This window comes from Nonomuraea sp. CA-218870, assembly GCF_050936535.1.
Taxonomy (GTDB): domain Bacteria; phylum Actinomycetota; class Actinomycetes; order Streptosporangiales; family Streptosporangiaceae; genus Nonomuraea; species Nonomuraea corallina.
In genome coordinates, this window is record NZ_JBNJMN010000001.1 from 1,025,675 (window position 1) to 1,042,279 (window position 16,605).

19 protein-coding genes are annotated in these 16,605 nt (G+C 71.3%); 13 read left to right on the forward strand and 6 right to left on the reverse strand.

Annotated features, from left to right (window positions below; translation table 11 throughout):
• Positions 1-128: 128 nt before the first annotated feature.
• Both ACQEUU_RS05155 and hemL read left to right on the forward strand, forming a co-directional pair.
• Entirely contained in the window at positions 129-758 is a 630-nt protein-coding gene (locus ACQEUU_RS05155; protein WP_433060980.1) for a bifunctional DNA primase/polymerase, read from the forward strand.
• A 9-nt stretch (positions 759-767) separates the two neighbouring features.
• Positions 768-2,057, forward strand: a complete 1,290-nt coding sequence (gene hemL, locus ACQEUU_RS05160; RefSeq protein WP_433060982.1) for a glutamate-1-semialdehyde 2,1-aminomutase — start codon at positions 768-770, stop codon at positions 2,055-2,057.
• A gap of 59 nt (positions 2,058-2,116) precedes the next feature.
• Here hemL and ACQEUU_RS05165 read toward each other — a convergent pair whose 3' ends face one another.
• Positions 2,117-2,731, reverse strand: a complete 615-nt coding sequence (locus ACQEUU_RS05165) for an ATP-binding protein (protein WP_433060985.1) — start codon at positions 2,729-2,731, stop codon at positions 2,117-2,119.
• Positions 2,732-2,973: 242 nt separating this feature from the next.
• Positions 2,974-3,870, reverse strand: a complete 897-nt coding sequence (locus tag ACQEUU_RS05170; protein ID WP_433060988.1) for an EamA family transporter — start codon at positions 3,868-3,870, stop codon at positions 2,974-2,976.
• Between the two features lie 204 nt (positions 3,871-4,074).
• On the opposite strand from ACQEUU_RS05170, the gene ACQEUU_RS05175 reads away from it, so the two are divergent.
• Positions 4,075-4,995 carry a LysR family transcriptional regulator gene (locus tag ACQEUU_RS05175; protein ID WP_433060990.1) on the forward strand — a complete coding sequence of 307 codons (921 nt, stop codon included), beginning with the start codon at positions 4,075-4,077 and terminating at the stop codon, positions 4,993-4,995.
• Here ACQEUU_RS05175 and ACQEUU_RS05180 read toward each other — a convergent pair.
• Positions 4,988-5,848, reverse strand: a complete 861-nt coding sequence (locus tag ACQEUU_RS05180; protein ID WP_433060993.1) for an EamA family transporter — start codon at positions 5,846-5,848, stop codon at positions 4,988-4,990. The genes ACQEUU_RS05175 and ACQEUU_RS05180 overlap by 8 nt on opposite strands.
• Positions 5,849-5,936: 88 nt before the next feature.
• Between ACQEUU_RS05180 and ACQEUU_RS05185 the strand changes: the two genes are divergently transcribed.
• The 5 genes from ACQEUU_RS05185 to ccsB are packed head-to-tail and all read left to right on the forward strand — an operon-like array spanning position 5,937 to position 10,504.
• The gene (locus tag ACQEUU_RS05185; protein WP_433060995.1) at positions 5,937-6,578 is read left to right on the forward strand and encodes a histidine phosphatase family protein; all 642 of its coding nucleotides are present in this window, start codon (positions 5,937-5,939) and stop codon (positions 6,576-6,578) included.
• Positions 6,579-6,633: 55 nt separating this feature from the next.
• A complete protein-coding gene (locus ACQEUU_RS05190; protein ID WP_433060998.1) occupies positions 6,634-7,200 on the forward strand; it encodes a TlpA family protein disulfide reductase in 567 nt (188 codons plus the stop codon).
• Complete coding sequence (locus tag ACQEUU_RS05195) at positions 7,193-7,915, forward strand: cytochrome c biogenesis CcdA family protein (RefSeq protein ID WP_433061001.1); 723 nt, start codon at positions 7,193-7,195, stop codon at positions 7,913-7,915. Before ACQEUU_RS05190 ends, ACQEUU_RS05195 begins: the two co-directional genes overlap by 8 nt.
• The gene (resB, locus tag ACQEUU_RS05200; RefSeq protein ID WP_433061004.1) at positions 7,915-9,474 is read left to right on the forward strand and encodes a cytochrome c biogenesis protein ResB; all 1,560 of its coding nucleotides are present in this window, start codon (positions 7,915-7,917) and stop codon (positions 9,472-9,474) included. The genes ACQEUU_RS05195 and resB overlap by 1 nt, the downstream gene beginning before the upstream one ends.
• Positions 9,464-10,504 (forward strand): c-type cytochrome biogenesis protein CcsB, encoded by a 1,041-nt coding sequence (gene ccsB, locus ACQEUU_RS05205; protein WP_433061006.1) that lies wholly within the window; start codon positions 9,464-9,466, stop codon positions 10,502-10,504. The genes resB and ccsB overlap by 11 nt, the downstream gene beginning before the upstream one ends.
• 140 nt (positions 10,505-10,644) lie before the next feature.
• Here ccsB and ACQEUU_RS05210 read toward each other — a convergent pair whose 3' ends face one another.
• Positions 10,645-10,941: a PLDc N-terminal domain-containing protein gene (locus ACQEUU_RS05210; protein WP_433061009.1), complete on the reverse strand. Its 297-nt coding sequence runs from the start codon at positions 10,939-10,941 to the stop codon at positions 10,645-10,647.
• A 119-nt stretch (positions 10,942-11,060) separates the two neighbouring features.
• Between ACQEUU_RS05210 and ACQEUU_RS05215 the strand changes: the two genes are divergently transcribed.
• Positions 11,061-12,038: a hypothetical protein gene (locus ACQEUU_RS05215; RefSeq protein ID WP_433061011.1), complete on the forward strand. Its 978-nt coding sequence runs from the start codon at positions 11,061-11,063 to the stop codon at positions 12,036-12,038.
• 10 nt (positions 12,039-12,048) lie between these two features.
• Complete coding sequence (locus tag ACQEUU_RS05220; RefSeq protein WP_433061013.1) at positions 12,049-12,291, forward strand: hypothetical protein; 243 nt, start codon at positions 12,049-12,051, stop codon at positions 12,289-12,291.
• Between the two features lie 174 nt (positions 12,292-12,465).
• Here ACQEUU_RS05220 and ACQEUU_RS05225 read toward each other — a convergent pair whose 3' ends face one another.
• A complete protein-coding gene (locus ACQEUU_RS05225) occupies positions 12,466-12,687 on the reverse strand; it encodes a BldC family transcriptional regulator (protein WP_026214226.1) in 222 nt (73 codons plus the stop codon).
• Between the two features lie 257 nt (positions 12,688-12,944).
• On the opposite strand from ACQEUU_RS05225, the gene ACQEUU_RS05230 reads away from it, so the two are divergent.
• Entirely contained in the window at positions 12,945-13,163 is a 219-nt protein-coding gene (locus tag ACQEUU_RS05230) for a DUF4229 domain-containing protein (protein WP_270153962.1), read from the forward strand.
• Here ACQEUU_RS05230 and ACQEUU_RS05235 read toward each other — a convergent pair.
• Complete coding sequence (locus ACQEUU_RS05235; RefSeq protein ID WP_433061016.1) at positions 13,160-14,365, reverse strand: hypothetical protein; 1,206 nt, start codon at positions 14,363-14,365, stop codon at positions 13,160-13,162. The two genes, ACQEUU_RS05230 and ACQEUU_RS05235, sit on opposite strands and share 4 nt — an antisense overlap.
• A 78-nt stretch (positions 14,366-14,443) precedes the next feature.
• On the opposite strand from ACQEUU_RS05235, the gene ACQEUU_RS05240 reads away from it, so the two are divergent.
• Both ACQEUU_RS05240 and ACQEUU_RS05245 read left to right on the forward strand, forming a co-directional pair.
• Positions 14,444-15,172, forward strand: coding sequence for a demethylmenaquinone methyltransferase (locus ACQEUU_RS05240; RefSeq protein WP_433061019.1), 729 nt, complete (start codon positions 14,444-14,446; stop codon positions 15,170-15,172).
• Positions 15,173-15,318: 146 nt separating this feature from the next.
• Positions 15,319-16,575, forward strand: coding sequence for a geranylgeranyl reductase family protein (locus ACQEUU_RS05245; RefSeq protein ID WP_433061022.1), 1,257 nt, complete (start codon positions 15,319-15,321; stop codon positions 16,573-16,575).
• Positions 16,576-16,605: the final 30 nt, after the last annotated feature.

The following is a 16,605-nucleotide window of genomic DNA, read 5'->3' on the forward strand; positions in this document are numbered from 1 at the left end:
CGGGGGTTTCCCGTCAACTCCTGAGACGTGTGCGTTAGAGTGCCATAAGAAGTGCTGGTGTGTCCCGCGTGCGCGTCAGGCCAGGAGAACGGGGCTGCCTCGGGCACGGAATCGTGACGGGAGACACCATGGTGGGGGTACCTCTGGCTCGCCGTACCAGGAAACGGTCGCGGCACACCCGGCTGGACGCCGTGCTCGGCTACGCCGCTCTGGGGTGGCCGTCGGTGCCCGGCGCCCACCCGCTGCGCAGCGGCCCCCGGGCCTGCTCGTGCGACCGCGTCGGCTGTCCCGACCCCGGCGCCCACCCCGTCTCGCCCGCCTGGAACATCCAGGCCACGACCGACACGGCCCAGCTCACCCGCTGGTGGCGGTACGACCCCGAGGCCAACGTCATCCTGCCCACCGGCCGCGTCTTCGACGTGTTCGACGTACCCCTGTCCACCGGACTGTCGGCCCTGGCCAGGATCGACGCCACCGAAACCCCCTCAGGCCCGGTCGCCGCCAACGGCGACCGGGTCTTGTTCTATGTCGCCACCCGGGGCAACCCCGAGGACGAGGACGAATGGTGGTCCTGTCAGCTCGACTGCGACCCGGCCACCATCGAGGACACGCCCGGCCTGCGCTGGCACTGCCGTGACAGCTACGTCCTGGCCCCGCCCTCCACCCTCACCACCGGTCAGCCCGTCTCCTGGCTGCGGCCCCCCGACGGCCGCCCGCTCCCCGACCCGCTCCGCGTCCTGGAGTGGCTCGCCGACTAACCTGTTCGCGTGAGCCGTACACAGAACTCCGAGGACCTGTTCGCCCGCGCCTGCGCCGTCGTGCCGGGAGGGGTGAACTCGCCGGTCCGCGCGTTCGGCGCGGTCGGCGGCACGCCGCGATTCATGGTCTCCGGCCAGGGGCCCTACATCACCGACGCCGACGGCAACCGCTACGTCGACCTGGTGTGCTCGTGGGGTCCGATGATCCTCGGCCACCGGCATCCGGCGGTCGTGGAGGCGGTGGCCGAGGCGGCCGCGCACGGTTTCTCGTACGGGACCGCGACCCCGGGAGAGGTGGCGCTGGCCGAGGAGCTCGTGGCCCGGGTGGCGCCCGTGGAGAAGGTGCGGCTGGTCAGCTCCGGCACCGAGGCCACGATGAGCGCGGTGCGGCTGGCCCGCGGGTTCACCGGCCGGTCCAAGGTGATCAAGTTCGCCGGCTGCTACCACGGCCACGTCGACGCGCTGCTGGCCTCGGCCGGGTCAGGGGTGGCGACGTTCGGGCTGCCCGACACGCCCGGCGTGACCGGCGCCTCGGCGGCCGACACGATCGTGCTGCCCTACAACGCGATCGACCTGGTCGAGCAGGCCTTCGAGGCGGCGGAGATCGCCTGCGTCATCACCGAGGCGTGCCCGGCCAACATGGGCATCGTGCCGCCGCTCGACGGCTTCAACAGCCGCCTGCGCGAGCTGTGCACCCGGCACGGGGCGCTGCTCATCGTGGACGAGGTGCTGACGGGCTTCCGCGTCTCGCCTTCCGGCTGGTACGGGCTGGACCCGGTCGACGCCGACCTGATGACGTTCGGCAAGGTCATGGGCGGCGGGCTCCCGGCGGCGGCCTTCGGCGGCCGGGCCGAGGTCATGGCCTACCTGGCTCCCGAGGGGCCCGTCTACCAGGCGGGCACGCTGTCGGGCAATCCGCTGGCCTGCGCCGCCGGCCTGGCCACGCTGCGGGCGCTCGACGCCGACGCCTACGCCAGGGTCGACGCCGCCGCCGGCGCGGTGGCCGGGGCCGTCGCCGCCGCGCTGACGGCCGCCGGGGTGCCGCACCGGCTGCAGACGGCGGGCAGCCTGTTCTCCGTCTTCTTCACCGACCGGCAGGTGACGTCCTTCGCCGACGCCCAGACGCAGAACACGGACGCCTACCGGGCGTTCTTCCACAGCATGCTGGACCAGGGCGTCTATCTGCCGCCGTCGGCGTACGAGGCGTGGTTCCTGTCGGCCTCCCACGACGACGAGGCGCTGTCCAGGATCGCCGACGCCCTCCCGGCCGCCGCCAAGGCCGCCGCCGCGGTCCTCTGACGGCCACCGGGCGCGGGCTCCTCTCAACGGGGAGCCCGGCCCCCCGGAGGTGAGGCGGTTCAGGCAGGCAGACGTGGGGTGAGACCCTCCGGAGCGGCGTGACCCCACAGGGCCGACAGCGGGGTGAAGAATATCCGGTCGCCTGACGGCAGGTTGGTGTCGCCGAGGTGGAGCACGTAGCCGGCGCGGAAGCGGTCGCCCAGGTTGTCTCTCAGCCAGCGCAGGTGCCGGGCGTCGTCCGGTTTGGGGGTGGCCGAGGCCTTGACCTCGATGCCGATGACGGTGCCGTCCCGGCGTTCCAGGATGAAGTCGACCTGGCGCTTGTCGCGGTCTCGATAATGGCGCAGGGTGACGTGCCGCTGGGTGAACGTCGCCAGTTTGAGCAGCTCGGCGAAGACGAAGGTTTCGAGCAGCCCGCCGAGAGCCGGGTGGCCGGGTGCGCGCAGGGCTTCGGCGTCCACGTCGAGCAGGTAGGCGGCCAGGCCACTGTCGGTGACGTAGGTCTTCGGGGCATGGGTCACCCGAGAGGAGAAGTTGTTCGACCAGGCGGGGGCGGAGGCGACGAGGAAGACCGTCTCCAGGTAGGCGAGATAGGAGCGGACGGTCGCCGCATCGAGCCCGAGACTGTTGGCGAGCTGGGCCAGGACGAGCTGTCCGCCCGCGCGCGCGGCCACGAGAGCGATCAGGTCGATTGCAACAGGGTCGTCTTGCCGCACTGGCGGGGACCGTTGACCACGACGATCCGCAGCTCGTCGAGCAGTTCCTTCAGCCGGCCTGCGGCGAGCCGGGGCACGAGATCCATCGAGCCTCCCACGTGGTCATTCGCGGTCTGCGAACAACAATCTCCCAGGTCTGCCGGAGATCGATTCCCTGATTCGCGGTCGGCCTTCTCGCTGATCTGCCGGGCGGGGAGTCGCTATTTCGCGAGGGCGGTTCTCCCCGGTTCGCGGGCCGGCGGCTCGGGGGTGCGGCGGCGGGTGCCGGCGTACAGGACGCCGGTGACGATGAGGACGGCGGCGGCGACGCGGAGCCAGGTGAGGGGCTCGCCGGTGAAGAGGGCGGCCGTGCTCATGCCGAAGACGGGGACGAGGAGCGTGTACGGGGCGACGGTGGAGGCGTCGTAGCGGCGCAGCAGGAAGCCCCAGACGCCGAAGCCGCCGAGTGTCGAGACGAAGGCCACGTACAGCAGGGACAGCCAGCCCTCCAGCGGCGCGGCGAGATTGGGCACGCCCTCCAGCCACAGCGACAGGAGCAGCAGCGGCGGGGACGACAGGGCGCTGACCCAGACCATGAAGCGGAGGGAGTCGGGCGGGGCGGCCCTGCGCTGGGCGACGTTGCCGAGGCCCCAGGCCGCGGCGGCGGCGACGCAAAGGGCGAAGGCGCCGATCGGGCCGGAGCCGCCGAAGTCGGCGGCGACCAGGGCCAGGCCGCCGAAGGCGGCGGCCAGCCCGGTCACGCGGCGTGCGGTGAGGCGCTCGCCGAGAAGCGTCACCGCGAACAGGATCGTGAACAGCACCTGCATCTGCAGGACCAGCGAGGTCAGCCCGGCGGGCATGCCGGCCCGCATGCCCACGAGCAGGAGGGCGAACTGCCCGGCGCCGAGCGTGGCCGCGACGGCGGCGATCCACCGCCACCGCACCGCCGGACGGCCGACGAGGAGCAGGGCGGGGAAGGCCGCCATCGCGAAGCGCAGGCCGGCGTAGAGCAGGGGAGGGAAGTGCTCCAGCCCCACTTGCATGACGACGAAGTTCACGCCCCACACGGCGGCCAGCCCGATGGCGAGCGCCAGGTGGAGGGGGCGGAGGGTGGTCACCGCGACCCTGACCGGGGCGCGGCTCAGGCGGCTCTGCGGTGGCGGGCGCGCTGCTGCCTGGCCTGCTCGGCGAGGGTCTTCAGGTAGGAGGTGGACTGGTACGGCTGCTTCTTCTGCTTAAGGATTCGCATGCAACTATTTTCCAGTGCTTCAGAATGAAGGACAAGCGAGACTTTCTTGGGTGCACGCTTTAGACTCGCTTACATGTTGGACCTGAACCGGCTCAAGGCCCTCCACGCGGTGCACGTGTACGGCTCGGTGGGAGCCGCCGCCGACGCGCTGATGGTCACCCCCTCCGCCGTGTCGCAGCAGATAGCCAAGCTGGAACGCGAGACCGGCGCGCGGCTGGTCGAGCGCAACGGGCGCGGGGTCCGGCTGACGGACGCGGCCGGACTGCTCGCCGAGCACGCCGAACGCATCCTCGCCCTGGTCGAGACCGCCGAGGCCGACTTCGAGGCGCTACGCGGCCAGGTCGTCGGCCGGCTCAACGTGGCCGCGTTCCCCACCGCTGCCCGCGGCCTGATGCCCGGCGCGCTCGCCGAGCTCCGCCGGCGCCACCCCGACCTGTCGGTGAACCTGTACGAGCGCGAGCCCGAACGGATGATCCGCGAGGTGGCCAGGGGAGAGCTCGACCTGGTCCTCGTGCAGGACTGGATCAACCGGCCGATGCCGATCCCCGACGGCCTGTCCAGGAAGACGCTGCTCGACGACATCGCGGACGTGGCGCTCCCCGCGGGCCACCCGCTGGCCGCCGGCAAGGAGGTCGAGCTGTCCTCGCTCTGCGGCGAACGGTGGATCAGCTCCTCGCCGGGCACCGTCTGCCACGACTGGCTGGTGTTCACCCTGCGCAGCGCCGAGCTGGAGCCCGTGATCACCGCCATGGCCGACGAGTACCCGACCCAGCTCGCGCTGGTCGCCGCCGGGCTCGGCTGCGCGATCGTGCCCCGGCTGGGCCGCGACCTGGTGCCGGAGGGCGTCCGGATGGTGCCTCTGTTGCCCCGGCAGAGCCGCCGGATCTACGCGCTCTGGCGCAACGACGCCGCCCGCCGCCCCGCCATCCGGGCCACGGTCGACGCGCTCGTCCAGGCCAGCAGCGGCGAGGAGAACGGCTGGGCGGTCAACTGAGCGCGATGGCCACCACGCCGCCGACGATCACGCCCGCGGCCGCCAGCCGATGGCGCACCCCGTCCTCGGCCAGCAGCCGCCCGCCCAGCACGACCGCGATCAGCACGCTGATCTCACGCGCGGGCGCGACCAGGCTGACCGGAGCCCTGGTGAAGGCCACCAGCACCAGCAGGTAGGACACGAACGCCAGCACCGCGGCCGCCACGATCGTGCGCCGGTGCGCCCGCCAGGCGGGCGCCACCAGCGCCCGCCGCCGCCCGCGCAGCACGAACGGGGCCAGCGCGATCGCCCGGCCCGCCTCGCCCAGGTAGTTCAGCAGGATCGGCGCCACCGCGAAGGCGCTCACCACCCGCGAGTCCCAGACCGTGTAGGCGGCGATGAACACGCCGGTGACCAGCCCGAACGCGACGCCCTTCAGGTTCGCCTGACCGACGCCCCCGCTCATCAGGAACACGCCGGCGCCCACCAGGAGGATCCCCGCGATCCCCACCGGCGACGGCCGCTCGGCCAGGAACAGCACCGCCACCAGGCTCGCCAGCATCGGGCCCGTGCCGCGCGCCACCGGGTAGACGACCGACAGGTCGCCGCTGCCGTACCCGCGCTGCAGGAGCACGAAGTACCCCAGGTGGATCGCGGTGCTCACTCCGATCACCGCCAGGTCCTGCCACCCGACCCGGGGCCGCGCCACCAGCAGGAACCCGGCGAACAGCGGACTCCACACCACCGCGCCCGCCGCCGCCACGAGCCAGACGAACACCAGGCTGTCGACGTGGGCGGCCTTCTTGCTCAGCAGGTTCCACGACGCGTGCGCCACGGCCGCTGTCAGGACGAGCGCCAGGGCTAACGGGTCCAATCGGACGACTCCTTCCGAAACCAGACTCTACTCCCGGGCGATCGACCCTGGCGATCAGGTGCGGGTGAGCGGTTAAGCTGAGGCCACCATGGCTGAAACCACCGTCGTTCATCTGCTGCGCCACGGTGAGGTGCACAACCCGGGCGGCATCCTCTACGGCAGGCTGCCGGGCTATCACCTGTCCGAGACCGGCGAGCTCATGGCCAAGACCGTCGCCAAGGCGGTGTCCGGCCGCGACATCGCGGCCGTCTACAGCTCGCCCCTGGAGCGCGCGCGAGAGACCGCGGCGCCCGTGGCGGCCGCGCACGGGCTGGAGATCCAGATCGACGAGCGGCTGGTGGAGGCCGGCAACCTGCTCGAAGGCAGGACCGTCGGGCAGGGGCTGCACATCCTGCGCAGCCCGCGCAACTACCGCTACTTCTGGAACCCGATGCGCCCCTCCTGGGGCGAGCCCTACCCGGTGATCGTCGCGCGCATGCGGGCCGCCATCGACGAAGCCAGGGAGGCTGTGCGCGGCCACGAGGTCGTCATGGTCAGCCACCAACTGCCCATCTGGGCCGTCAGGATGGCGGCGGAGGGCCGCCGCAGGCTGTGGCACGACCCCAGGCGACGGCAGTGCGGCCTGGCCAGCCTGACCACCTTCACGTTCGAGGGCGACCGGCTCGTCAGCGTCGGCTACAGCGAGCCCGCCGGGTCGCTGCAGCGGGGCCCCAGCGTGCCGGGCGCCTGACGGCGCCGGTACAGTTGCAACTCTACCGGTTGTAGTACAAGGAGATCTTCCTCCCGTGCGCGCGAAGTCCATCTCCCTGCTCCTTATCGCTGCTCTGGTGACGGGGTGCGCCGGCAGCCAGAGCGGGCAGCCGCAGGCGGGCGACACCCGGTTCGTCGCCGGTGACGGGAAGATGCAGGTGTTCGAGGCCGCGGAGCGCAAGCCCGCGCCCGCGATCGAAGGCCCCACCCTTGACGGCGGCACGGCCTCGCTGGCCGCCCACAAGGGCAAGGTCGTCGTGCTCAACTTCTGGGCGTCCTGGTGCGCCCCCTGCCGGGCCGAGGCGCCCGTGCTCAAGGAGGTCGCGGCCGAGACCAAGGCCGGCGGCGTGGAGTTCATCGGCGTCGACTTCAAGGACCGCAAGGCCGACGCGCTGGCGTTCGAGCGCACCGAGAACCCCGGCTACCCGAGCATCTACGACCAGCCGGGCAAGGTCGCGCTGGCCTTCCAGGGCACGGTCCCGCCCGCCGCCATCCCGTCCACGCTGATCATCGACAGGCAGGGCAGGATCGCCGCCAGGGCGCTCGGCGCGGTCCGCTACACCGACCTGAAGAACGCGGTGCTCAAGGTGCGCGATGAATGACGTCGTCGCCTCCGGCTCCCTGCTGCTGGCGGTGCCGATCGCGGCTCTGGCGGGGCTGGTGTCGTTCCTGTCGCCGTGCGTGCTGCCGCTCGTCCCGGGCTACCTCTCGTACGTGACGGGCATGAGCGACGACCCCAAGCGGGGGCGGCTGGTGCTCGGCACCACGCTCTTCGTGGCCGGGTTCGCGGCGGTGTTCGTGCTCAGCGGCGCGCTGTTCGGGCAGCTCGGCCAGGTCCTGCTGGTCAACGCCGACGTGATCACGCGGGTGCTCGGCGTGCTGACGATCCTGCTCGGGCTGGTCTTCATGGGCGTCTTCCCGTGGCTGATGCGCGACGTGCGCGTCCACAAGCTGCCCGCCGCCGGACTCGCCGGGGCGCCGCTGCTCGGCGTGGTGTTCGGTCTCGGCTGGACGCCGTGCATCGGGCCCACCCTGGCCGTGGTGCTCACCCTCGGGCTCAACGAGGGCAGCGCCTCGCGCGGCGCGTTGCTGGCCGTCGCCTACGCGCTCGGGCTCGGGCTGCCGTTCGTCGCCGCCGCCCTGGCCTACAGCAAGGCGCTGCGCACCTTCCGCGCGATCCGCCGGCACTCCCTCCTGATCACCAGGGTCGGCGGCGGCATGATGGTGGTCGTCGGCGTGGCCCTGGTGACGGGCCTGTGGGGAGAGATGATCGCGACCATGCAAGGGCTGATCGGCAGCTTCAGGCCGGTGATCTGATGACCGTCTCCGAGCTGGAGCGCGAGCGCGAGCAGCGCAGACCGGCGGGGGCCGGGCCGCTGGGCTGGCTGCGCTGGGGCTGGCGCACGCTCACCTCGATGAAGACGGCGCTGATCCTGCTGTTCCTGTTCGCGCTGGCCAGCATCCCCGGCTCGCTGCTCCCGCAGCGCGGCGTCGAGCCCGAACGGGTGGCGCAGTTCTACCAGCAGAACCCCGCACTCGCCGAGCTGTACGACCGGTTCCAGCTCTTCGACGTCTTCAGCTCCGTCTGGTTCGCCGCCATCTACCTGCTGCTGTTCACCTCGCTGGTCGGCTGCATCATCCCGCGTACCGCCGCCTACCTGCGCGAGCTGCGCCGCAAGCCGCCCGCGGCACCGCGCAACCTGTCCCGGCTGCCGCACCACGCGTCCTTCGCGAGCGACCTGACCGTCGAGGAGGCCGCCAGGCGGCTGCGCAAGCTGCGCTTCCGCGTCCACGCCGGCGACGGCTGGGTGGCCGCCGAGAAGGGCTACCTGCGCGAGACCGGCAACCTGCTCTTCCACATCGCGCTGCTCGGCCTGCTGGCGGCCGTCGGCGTCGGCTCCGTCTACGGCTACCGCGGCAACGTGCTCGTGGTCGAGGGCGACGGGTTCGCCAACACCGTCGCCGCCTACGACCGCTACATGCCGGGGGCGCGGGTCAACGCCGAGTCGCTGGAGCCGTTCGCGTTCGAGCTGAGCGACTTCCAGGCCACCTACCAGGTCGGCGGCCGGAACTCCGGCCAGGAGCTCGACTACTCCGCCCACCTCAAGGTCAACGACTCGCCCGGCGCGCCCGCCCGCGACTACGCGCTGAAGGTCAACGAGCCGCTCGTGGTCAACGGCACCCAGACCTACCTCATCGGCCACGGCTACGCCCCCGTCTTCCGGGTCACCGACGGCAAGGGGCAGGTCGCCTTCGAGGGGCCGGTGCCCTGCCTCATCGAGGACAAGCCCACGCTCACCTCCGGCTGCGTGGTCAAGGTGCCCGACGCCGAGCCGTCGCAGCTCGGGTTCCTGCTGCGGTTCCTGCCGACCAGCACCCCGCTGAAGGACGGCGGTCACGCCTCGTCCTTCCCCGGGGCCGTCGTCCCCGAGGTGCAGGTCCTCGGCGCCTTCAGCGGCGACCTGGGGCTGCGCTCCGGCACACCGCAGTCCGTGTACGAGCTCGCCCCTCCCGAGATCCTCAAGAAGCTCCAGCCTCTGGTGATGGGCGAGGCCGCGGGCGACCCGCTGGCCGTGGGCAAGGCGCTGGAACTGCCCGACGGGGCCGGCAGACTGGAGTTCACCGGCGTCAAGGAGTGGATCACCCTCCAGATCGCCTACGACCCCGGCAGGCTGCCCGCGCTGCTGGCGGCGGCCACGGCCACCATCGCCATCGTGTTCTCGCTCACCATCCGCCGCCGGCGGGTGTGGGTACGGATCAAGGACGGCACGGCCGACGTGGGCGGGCTCACCCGGACCGAAGGGTCCGCCGCCGGGTTCGCCGAGGAGTTCGACGACATCGTGAAGCAACTGGCAGGAGACAAGGATGTCCGCTGAGACACTCGCAGAGCTGAGCGACCTGCTCGTGCTCGCCGCTGTCCTGCTCTATCTGGGGGCCATGATCGGGTTCGCGGTGGAGCTCGCGTTCGGCAAGGCGCGTGCCGACACCCCCAGGTCGCGGGCCGGCGCCCGGGTCCCGGTGGGCGTCGGCGCGGCCGCGGAGCCGGTCGAGAGCGGGTCGGACGCCTCCGGGAGCGGACCGGACCCGGCGGCCGAGAGCCGGACGGACGTCCTGGCGTCCCCGGGCGGGCCCGCGGCCGGCGACGTGGAGCGGGCCGAGGAGGGCCCCGAGCCGCCGGCCTGGGCCCGTACGGCCGGCCTGGTCGCCGTGGCCGTCGCCTGGCTCGGCTGGGCCGCCAACCTCGCCGCCATCGCCACGCGCGGCCTGGCGGCCGACCGGTGGCCGTGGGGCAACATGTACGAGTTCGTGGTGGCGATCTGCTTCGCCGCCGTGACCGCGTTCCTGGTCACCAACGTGCGGCAGAACATCCGCTTCCTCGGCGCCTTCGTCATGGTCTCGGCCGCGCTCGGGCTCGGGCTGGCGGTGCTCAAGTTCTACACGGCGGCGGGGCCGGTGGTGCCGGCGCTCAACTCGTACTGGCTCGCCATCCACGTCTCGGCCGCGATCCTGGCCGGCGGCCTGTTCACCCTGGCCGGCGCGGCGGGGGTGCTCTACCTGGTCCGCGGTGACGGGCTGTCGCGGCTGCCGTCCCGCGCCGACCTGGAGAAGGTGGCCCACAAGGCGATCGTCGTGGCCTTCCCGCTGTGGACGTTCGCCGTCATCGCCGGCGCGCTCTGGGCGGACAAGGCGTGGGGCCGCTACTGGGGCTGGGACCCCAAGGAGGTCTGGTCGTTCATCACCTGGATCGGCTACGCGGCCTACCTCCACGCCCGCGTCACCGCGGGCTGGCGCGGCAACCGCGCGACCGTCGTCCAGCTCATCGGGTTCGCGTGCCTGCTGTTCAACCTGTTCGGCGTCAACATCCTCTTCCCCGGCCTGCACAGCTACGCCGACGTCGGCGGCTGACCTCCTGCCCTCGGGGCTCCCCCGGGCACGGCCGTGAGGGACGCCCGGCCCGATGATGAGGCGCGGGGTTTCGGGCCGGCCGGCCTGGACCCAGGGCGGACCCGGAGGGCGTCCCGGGCCGGAAGGCGGCCGGAGGGGTGTCAGGCCTCGGACTCGCCGCGGAGGCGGCGGTCGAGCTCCTGCAGGAAGTCGGGGTCGTCGTCCGGGCCCTTCGGCGCCGGGCGGCTTTCGGCGGGCGGCGGTCCTGCCGTGACGACCGTCCTGGGACGGCCGCGCATCATCCAGAAAGCGCCCCCGACGAGGGGGACCGCCGCCACGATGATCAGCCATACGGCCTTGGGGGAGTGCCGGACCTCTTCTTCGGGGGTGGTGATGACGTCGAACAACGAGAACAGCCAGAAGGCCAGAAGCGCCAGGCCGATTAGAACACCTGCCATGCCCCGAACTGTAAGCCATCTTCGGACTGATCGTGCCACCTGATGCCCCATTCCAGGTGACTGAGGAAGATCTGCGTCGTACCGTGGAACCCGGTTCTCACCGGCAGGCGAGAGGTGCGATGGCCATTTCCAGTGACAAGGGACGCCATCGGCGGGGCCGATGGTGGCGGCGCGGTTCCTACCTCTTCTCCCGGCGCACCGAGGCTCCCCCCGAGGCCGAGCGCTCGTTCTGGGCCAGCCGCCTGGAGAAGGGCCGCCTGGAGAAGGACCGCCTGGAGAAGGACCGTCCGGAGAAGGATCGTCCGGAGAAGGACCGTGCCGGCAGCCGGGATCAGGGGCGGGAGAAGCCGCGCGAGAAGGACCGGCCGCGGCGCTGGGAAGGGCGTGAGCGGCTGTCGGCGGCGGTCGTCGAGGAGCCGCGCTACACCTGGCACGACTTCGAGTTGCAGGACGCCGCACCCCGGGCACAGCCCAACCGGCCCGATCTGCCGCCGATGGGCGACGGGCTGCCCCACTGCGGCAAGCTGGAGCGCATCCTGCACCGTCAGTGGGACGCCCGGCTGGGGCCGCCGTCGCCCGAGGTGGTGCGGGCGGTGGAGAGCCTGGCCCGGCTGCCCGACCGGCTCAAGGAGAAGCTGGCCGCGGGCCTGGAGGGCATCTACGTCGGCCCGGGCGGCGTCCCCGACCTGGACGACATGGGCTACCTGCGCGGCGCGCCGCTGCCGTCCGGCCGCGCCACGTGGGACATCTGCGCCGGCGCGTACGGTGAGCGCAAGATCGTGGTGGGCGATCGGCCCTCGCCCACGCCTGACGTGATGATGCACGAGGTGGGGCACGCCATCGACGACATCGACTCGGCGTTCGGCGAGTGGGTGTCGGACTCGCCGGAGTTCGCGGCGCTGTACCGGAGGGTGGAGCCGCTGCTGGTGTCCTCGTTCCACCGGCAGGGCGGCGGGCTGGGCCGCAAGGAGTTCTTCGCCGACGCCTTCGCCGCGATCGCCGCGCGTCAGCGTCCGGCCCTGGTCGACATGCTCGGCGGCAACACGCGGCCGGCGCTCGACGTCATGCTGTTCTTCAACAGGCGCTACGGAATCTAGGTGGTAGGCCATGTACGTCATCCGGCTCGCTGACGGCACCCTCAGGGTGCCGCGGAGCCTGGCCAGCGAGGACCGGCGCCTGATCGGCAACGGCTACGTGGAGGTCGGGCCGGACGACCCCGAGTACGGCCGGTGGCTGCCCGAGTCGGTGACCGAGGAGGAGGCGGCCGAGCGCCGGCGCCGCTGGGTGGAGGAGAACGACGCGCTGGAGCGGGAGTTCCTGGCTTTCAAGGCGGACCAGGACGAGGCGTGAGAGCCCGGGAGATGGGGAGAGCGGGCAGAAGGGCTCGGCGGCCTGGCAGGCGCCAGCCACGATCGGCGGTTGGCGCCTTTCACCGTGCTCGGCCGCGGGTTCAACCAGTGAGCACGCGGACGGAGGTCCCGTCTCGGTGATCCTGACGGGCAGGATCACCGACCGGACGGCACGTCAGACGCGCGGGGACTCACCTGCCGGCCTGTCGGCCGTAAGAACGTCCTCGCCTCGGAGGAGGGCGTGCACTTCCGATTCGCGGAAGCGCCGGTGCCCTCCGGGGGTGCGGATACTGCTGATGCGGCCTGCCGCAGCCCAGCGCGTAACCGTCTTTGGGTCTACCCGGAAGAGGGCGGCAACCTCTCCAGGGGTCAGCAGACGCTCGCTGCTACTCTCCACCAATCTCTCCCCCTCGCATCCCGCTTCCTGCCAGCGGGCGGACAGGTAACCAGTGTGTCGAGCGAAGCCTGATTTATCCGTGGTTTTGTGCAAAGATCACGGGTTGTTATCAGCTGACTGCCCGATTGTTATATGATAGAGCCTCTTTGGGGCTCTCGTGGGTGTTTCTTTACGAAACACCCTAACTGGGAACAGTAGCAGCGCTCGCGCCGGATGCGAAGAGCGAGCGGTCCGACGGGCCGAGTAATCTCGACCTCGTGCATCCCGTTCTCGTTTACACCGCGTCGCGGATCGGCCTGTTCATCATTGCCCTCGGCGTGTTGTGGCTGACCGGACTGGAACACCCCGTGCTGCTGATCGGAGGGGCGTTCCTGGTCAGTGGATTCGCCAGTTTGGTCCTGCTGTCCAAGCAGCGGGACGCGATGAGCGCCCGCCTCACCGACAGGCTGGACCGTCCCAAGCCGCAGGACGACTAGGGCAGAGGGAACATGCCAATCCGGGCATGGTACTCCCGCCCGAGTCTCGTTGTGTCACTACCGACAAGTAGTCCTCTGCTATGCGTGAAAAACGCCTTCACGCCGATGCCGCGCTCCCGCCCCGGATTCCAACTCAGGGCCTTTCCCGTACGCGGATGAATGGCCGCGATGCCCTCGCGCGCCACCGCCCCCGGACCAGCGGAGTCGCGGCCCCGCGGATTGTTCAGCCAGCGCAGGTGGCCGCCCACGTACACGGCGGCGCCGGTGACCGCGACCGAGTAGAGCGAGTCGCCGCCGGTGTGGTTGACCCAGGTGGGCTCGATGTCCTCGCCGCTCGCGTACGTCTCGAACCGGGCGGCGGTGTCGCACATGCCGCGGCGCGGTCCGCCGGTGGTCACCACCACGAAGTAGCGGCCGTCCGGCGAGACGTCGAGCCCTCGCACGTACGAGGGGAACACGTCCTTGCACTCGGCCGCGTAGACGCCGGTGCGCCAGGGGGCGACGGCGGCGACGGGGCGGCTCACGTCCACGACGCCGACCTGCGGCCGCGAGTGGCCGTTGAGGGTGGTGAAGCTGCCGTCGAGCACGAGCCGGTCGCCGGCCACGGCGAGCGCGTGCACCCGCACCTTCCGGGTGAGCGGCCTGGCGGGGACGACGCGGAAATCGGCGTCGGCCGCGCCGGTGGCCGCGTCGAGCCGGGCCAGGGCGACGCGCGGGCGGGTGAAGTCGCCGCCCACGTAGAGGTGGGAGCCGCTGCGGGCGAGCGTCGCGACGGCGCCGCCGGACACGCCGGGCGAGAAGGAGCGCAGAGCCTGGCCGGTGGCCAGCTCGACGCGGGCCAGCGCGCGGGCCGGGGTGAAGCCGACGGCGGAGAAGTCGCCGCCGACGTAGACCGTGGCGTCCGGGCCGGGGGCGAGGCTGTGGACCGTTCCCCGGACGTCGGGGGAGAAGCGGGTCAGCACGCTGCCGGTCCTGAGGTCGTAGGCGAACAGGTTGGCGCGGGCGTACCTGACGGTGCGGGACGCGTCGGCCACCTCGCTGAAGGAACCGCCGACGACGACGGTGTCGCCGATCACGGTGATGGCGTTGACGATGCCGTCCAGTACGTGAGGGGTGCTGTCGACAGGGTCGGCCGAGACCACGCCGGAATGCGCGGTGGGGGCCGAGGCGATGATCGCCGCCAGGGCGACTCGGGCAAGCATTCGACAATTCATAGCAGACAGTAGGTAGTCTCGCGGCTACTTTCCGTCACTTGTCGGGATGGCCCTAGGCTTGGACACATGACGCGCGCGCAGCTTGACAAGAAGCCGGACGAGGTCGCGGCGATGTTCGACCGCACCGCCCGGCGCTACGACCTGGTCAACGACGTGATCTCCCTCGGGCAGGTCAGACTGTGGCGCAAGGCCGTGGCCCGCGCCGTCGACGCGGGTCCCGGCGAGCTCGTCCTCGACCTCGGGGCCGGCACCGGCATGTCCACCGAGTCCTTCACCGAGCTGGGCGCGCGGGCGATCGCCTCCGACTTCTCGCTCGGCATGCTCCAGGTGGGGGTGCGCCGCCGCGGCGGCAACGGACTGACGGGCGGCGGCATCCCGTTCATCGCGGGTGACGCGCTGCGGCTGCCCTTCGCCGACGGCGTCTTCGACGCGGTGACGATCTCGGTCGCGCTGCGCAACGTGCACGACACCGGGCAGGCGCTGCGCGAGATGCTCAGGGTGACCAGGCCCGGCGGTCGGCTGGTGGTCCTGGAGTTCTCCCACGTGACCGCGCCCGCGCTGGACCGCGTCTATCGCGAGTATCTGATGCGGCTGCTGCCGAAGGTCGCCCGGGTCTTCGGCTCCAACGACGACTCGTACGAGTATCTCGCGGAGTCGATCAGGGACTGGCCCGACCAGCGGACGCTGGCGCGTACGATTCAAGATGCCGGCTGGCAGCGCGTCGCCTGGCGCAACCTGACCTGCGGCATCGTGGCCGTTCACCGGGGCTTCAAGCCGCCCGCCTCGAAAGAGTGACCGCGGGCGTGATCTACTGGGTCATGAGGGCCCCCCGGCTGCCACTTTGTCCTGGAAAAGGGTTAGACTGACGGGCCGGAAAGTTTGTGAAGAGGTTCACAAAGGACCACCTCGGAAAACACCCCGTGTAGGACAGGACCAGGCCCGTGACCGTGCCAGCAGCCCGCAAGGCTGACGCCGACGTCATCGTCGTCGGCGCCGGTCCCGCCGGTTCCGCGACCGCCTTCTATCTCGCCAGGGCCGGGCTCGACGTGCTCGTGCTGGAGAAGACCCGGTTCCCCAGGGAGAAGGTGTGCGGCGACGGCCTGACCCCGCGCGCCGTGAAGCAGCTGCTCAACATGGGCATCGACGTCGACGCCCCCGGCTGGGTGCGCAACAAGGGCCTGCGCGTGGTCGGCGGCGGCCTGCGGTTCGAGCTCGACTGGCCCAAGCTGGAGCGCTTCCCCGACTTCGGCCTCGTCCGCACCCGCCAGGACTTCGACCAGATCGTCGCCGCCCACGCGGTCAAGGCCGGCGCGCGCCTGATGGAGGGCGTCACCGTCACCGGCCCGGTCCTCGACGACCGCAGCGGCCACGTCACCGGCGTGACCACCAAGGACGGCACGGTCCACCGCGCCCGCCTGGTGGTGGCCGCCGACGGCAACAGCACCCGCCTGGCCCTCGGCATGGGGCTCCACAAGCGCGAGGACCGCCCGATGGGCGTGGCGGTGCGCACCTACTTCGAGAGCCCCCGCCACGACGACGACTACCTCGAGACCTGGCTGGAGCTGTGGGACGAGGAGACGCTGCTGCCCGGCTACGGCTGGGTGTTCGGCGTCGGCGACGGCACCGCCAACGTCGGCCTGGGGCTGCTCAACACCAGCGCCCACTTCGGCAACATCGACTACCGCGAGCTGCTCAAGCGGTGGTGCCGGGCCATGCCCGCCGAGTGGGGCTTCAACGAGGACAACATGACGGCCCCGATCCGCGGCGCCGCCCTCCCCATGGCCTTCAACCGGCAGCCTCACTACACCCGCGGTCTCGTCCTGGTCGGCGACTCCGGCGGCTCGATCAACCCGTTCAACGGCGAGGGCATCGCCTACGCGATGGAGACCGGCGAGATCGCCGCCGAGGTGATCACCCGGGCGCTCTCCCCCCGCACCACCGCCGCCCAGCGCGAACGCGCCCTGCGCGACTATCCGCGCGTGCTCAAGGACGCCTACGGCGGCTACTTCACCTTGGGCAGGTTGTTCGTCGAGGCCATCGGGAAGCCGGGCGTGATGAGCTTCGCCACCAGGCACGGACTTCCCCACCCCAGGCTGATGCGCTTCGCGCTCAAACTCCTTGGTAATCTCACCGACCGGCGAGGCGATGCGTCAGACAAGATCATCAACGCACTCTCGAAGGTCGCGCCACGAGCATGATTCCCACCATCACCCGGCAAACACATAGAT

Bases quoted from the DNA above. Each gene is read 5' to 3' on its own strand.
- ACQEUU_RS05235 (WP_433061016.1), bottom strand. From the start codon at position 14,365: ATGCTTGCCCGAGTCGCCCTGGCGGCGATCATCGCCTCGGCCCCCACC.
- resB (WP_433061004.1), top strand. From the start codon at position 7,915: ATGACCGTCTCCGAGCTGGAGCGCGAGCGCGAGCAGCGCAGACCGGCG.
- ACQEUU_RS05220 (WP_433061013.1), top strand. From the start codon at position 12,049: ATGTACGTCATCCGGCTCGCTGACGGCACCCTCAGGGTGCCGCGGAGC.
- ACQEUU_RS05155 (WP_433060980.1), top strand. From the start codon at position 129: ATGGTGGGGGTACCTCTGGCTCGCCGTACCAGGAAACGGTCGCGGCAC.
- ACQEUU_RS05175 (WP_433060990.1), top strand. From the start codon at position 4,075: ATGTTGGACCTGAACCGGCTCAAGGCCCTCCACGCGGTGCACGTGTAC.
- ACQEUU_RS05185 (WP_433060995.1), top strand. From the start codon at position 5,937: ATGGCTGAAACCACCGTCGTTCATCTGCTGCGCCACGGTGAGGTGCAC.
- ACQEUU_RS05195 (WP_433061001.1), top strand. From the start codon at position 7,193: ATGAATGACGTCGTCGCCTCCGGCTCCCTGCTGCTGGCGGTGCCGATC.
- ACQEUU_RS05240 (WP_433061019.1), top strand. From the start codon at position 14,444: ATGACGCGCGCGCAGCTTGACAAGAAGCCGGACGAGGTCGCGGCGATG.
- ccsB (WP_433061006.1), top strand. From the start codon at position 9,464: ATGTCCGCTGAGACACTCGCAGAGCTGAGCGACCTGCTCGTGCTCGCC.
- ACQEUU_RS05210 (WP_433061009.1), bottom strand. From the start codon at position 10,941: ATGGCAGGTGTTCTAATCGGCCTGGCGCTTCTGGCCTTCTGGCTGTTC.
- ACQEUU_RS05215 (WP_433061011.1), top strand. From the start codon at position 11,061: ATGGCCATTTCCAGTGACAAGGGACGCCATCGGCGGGGCCGATGGTGG.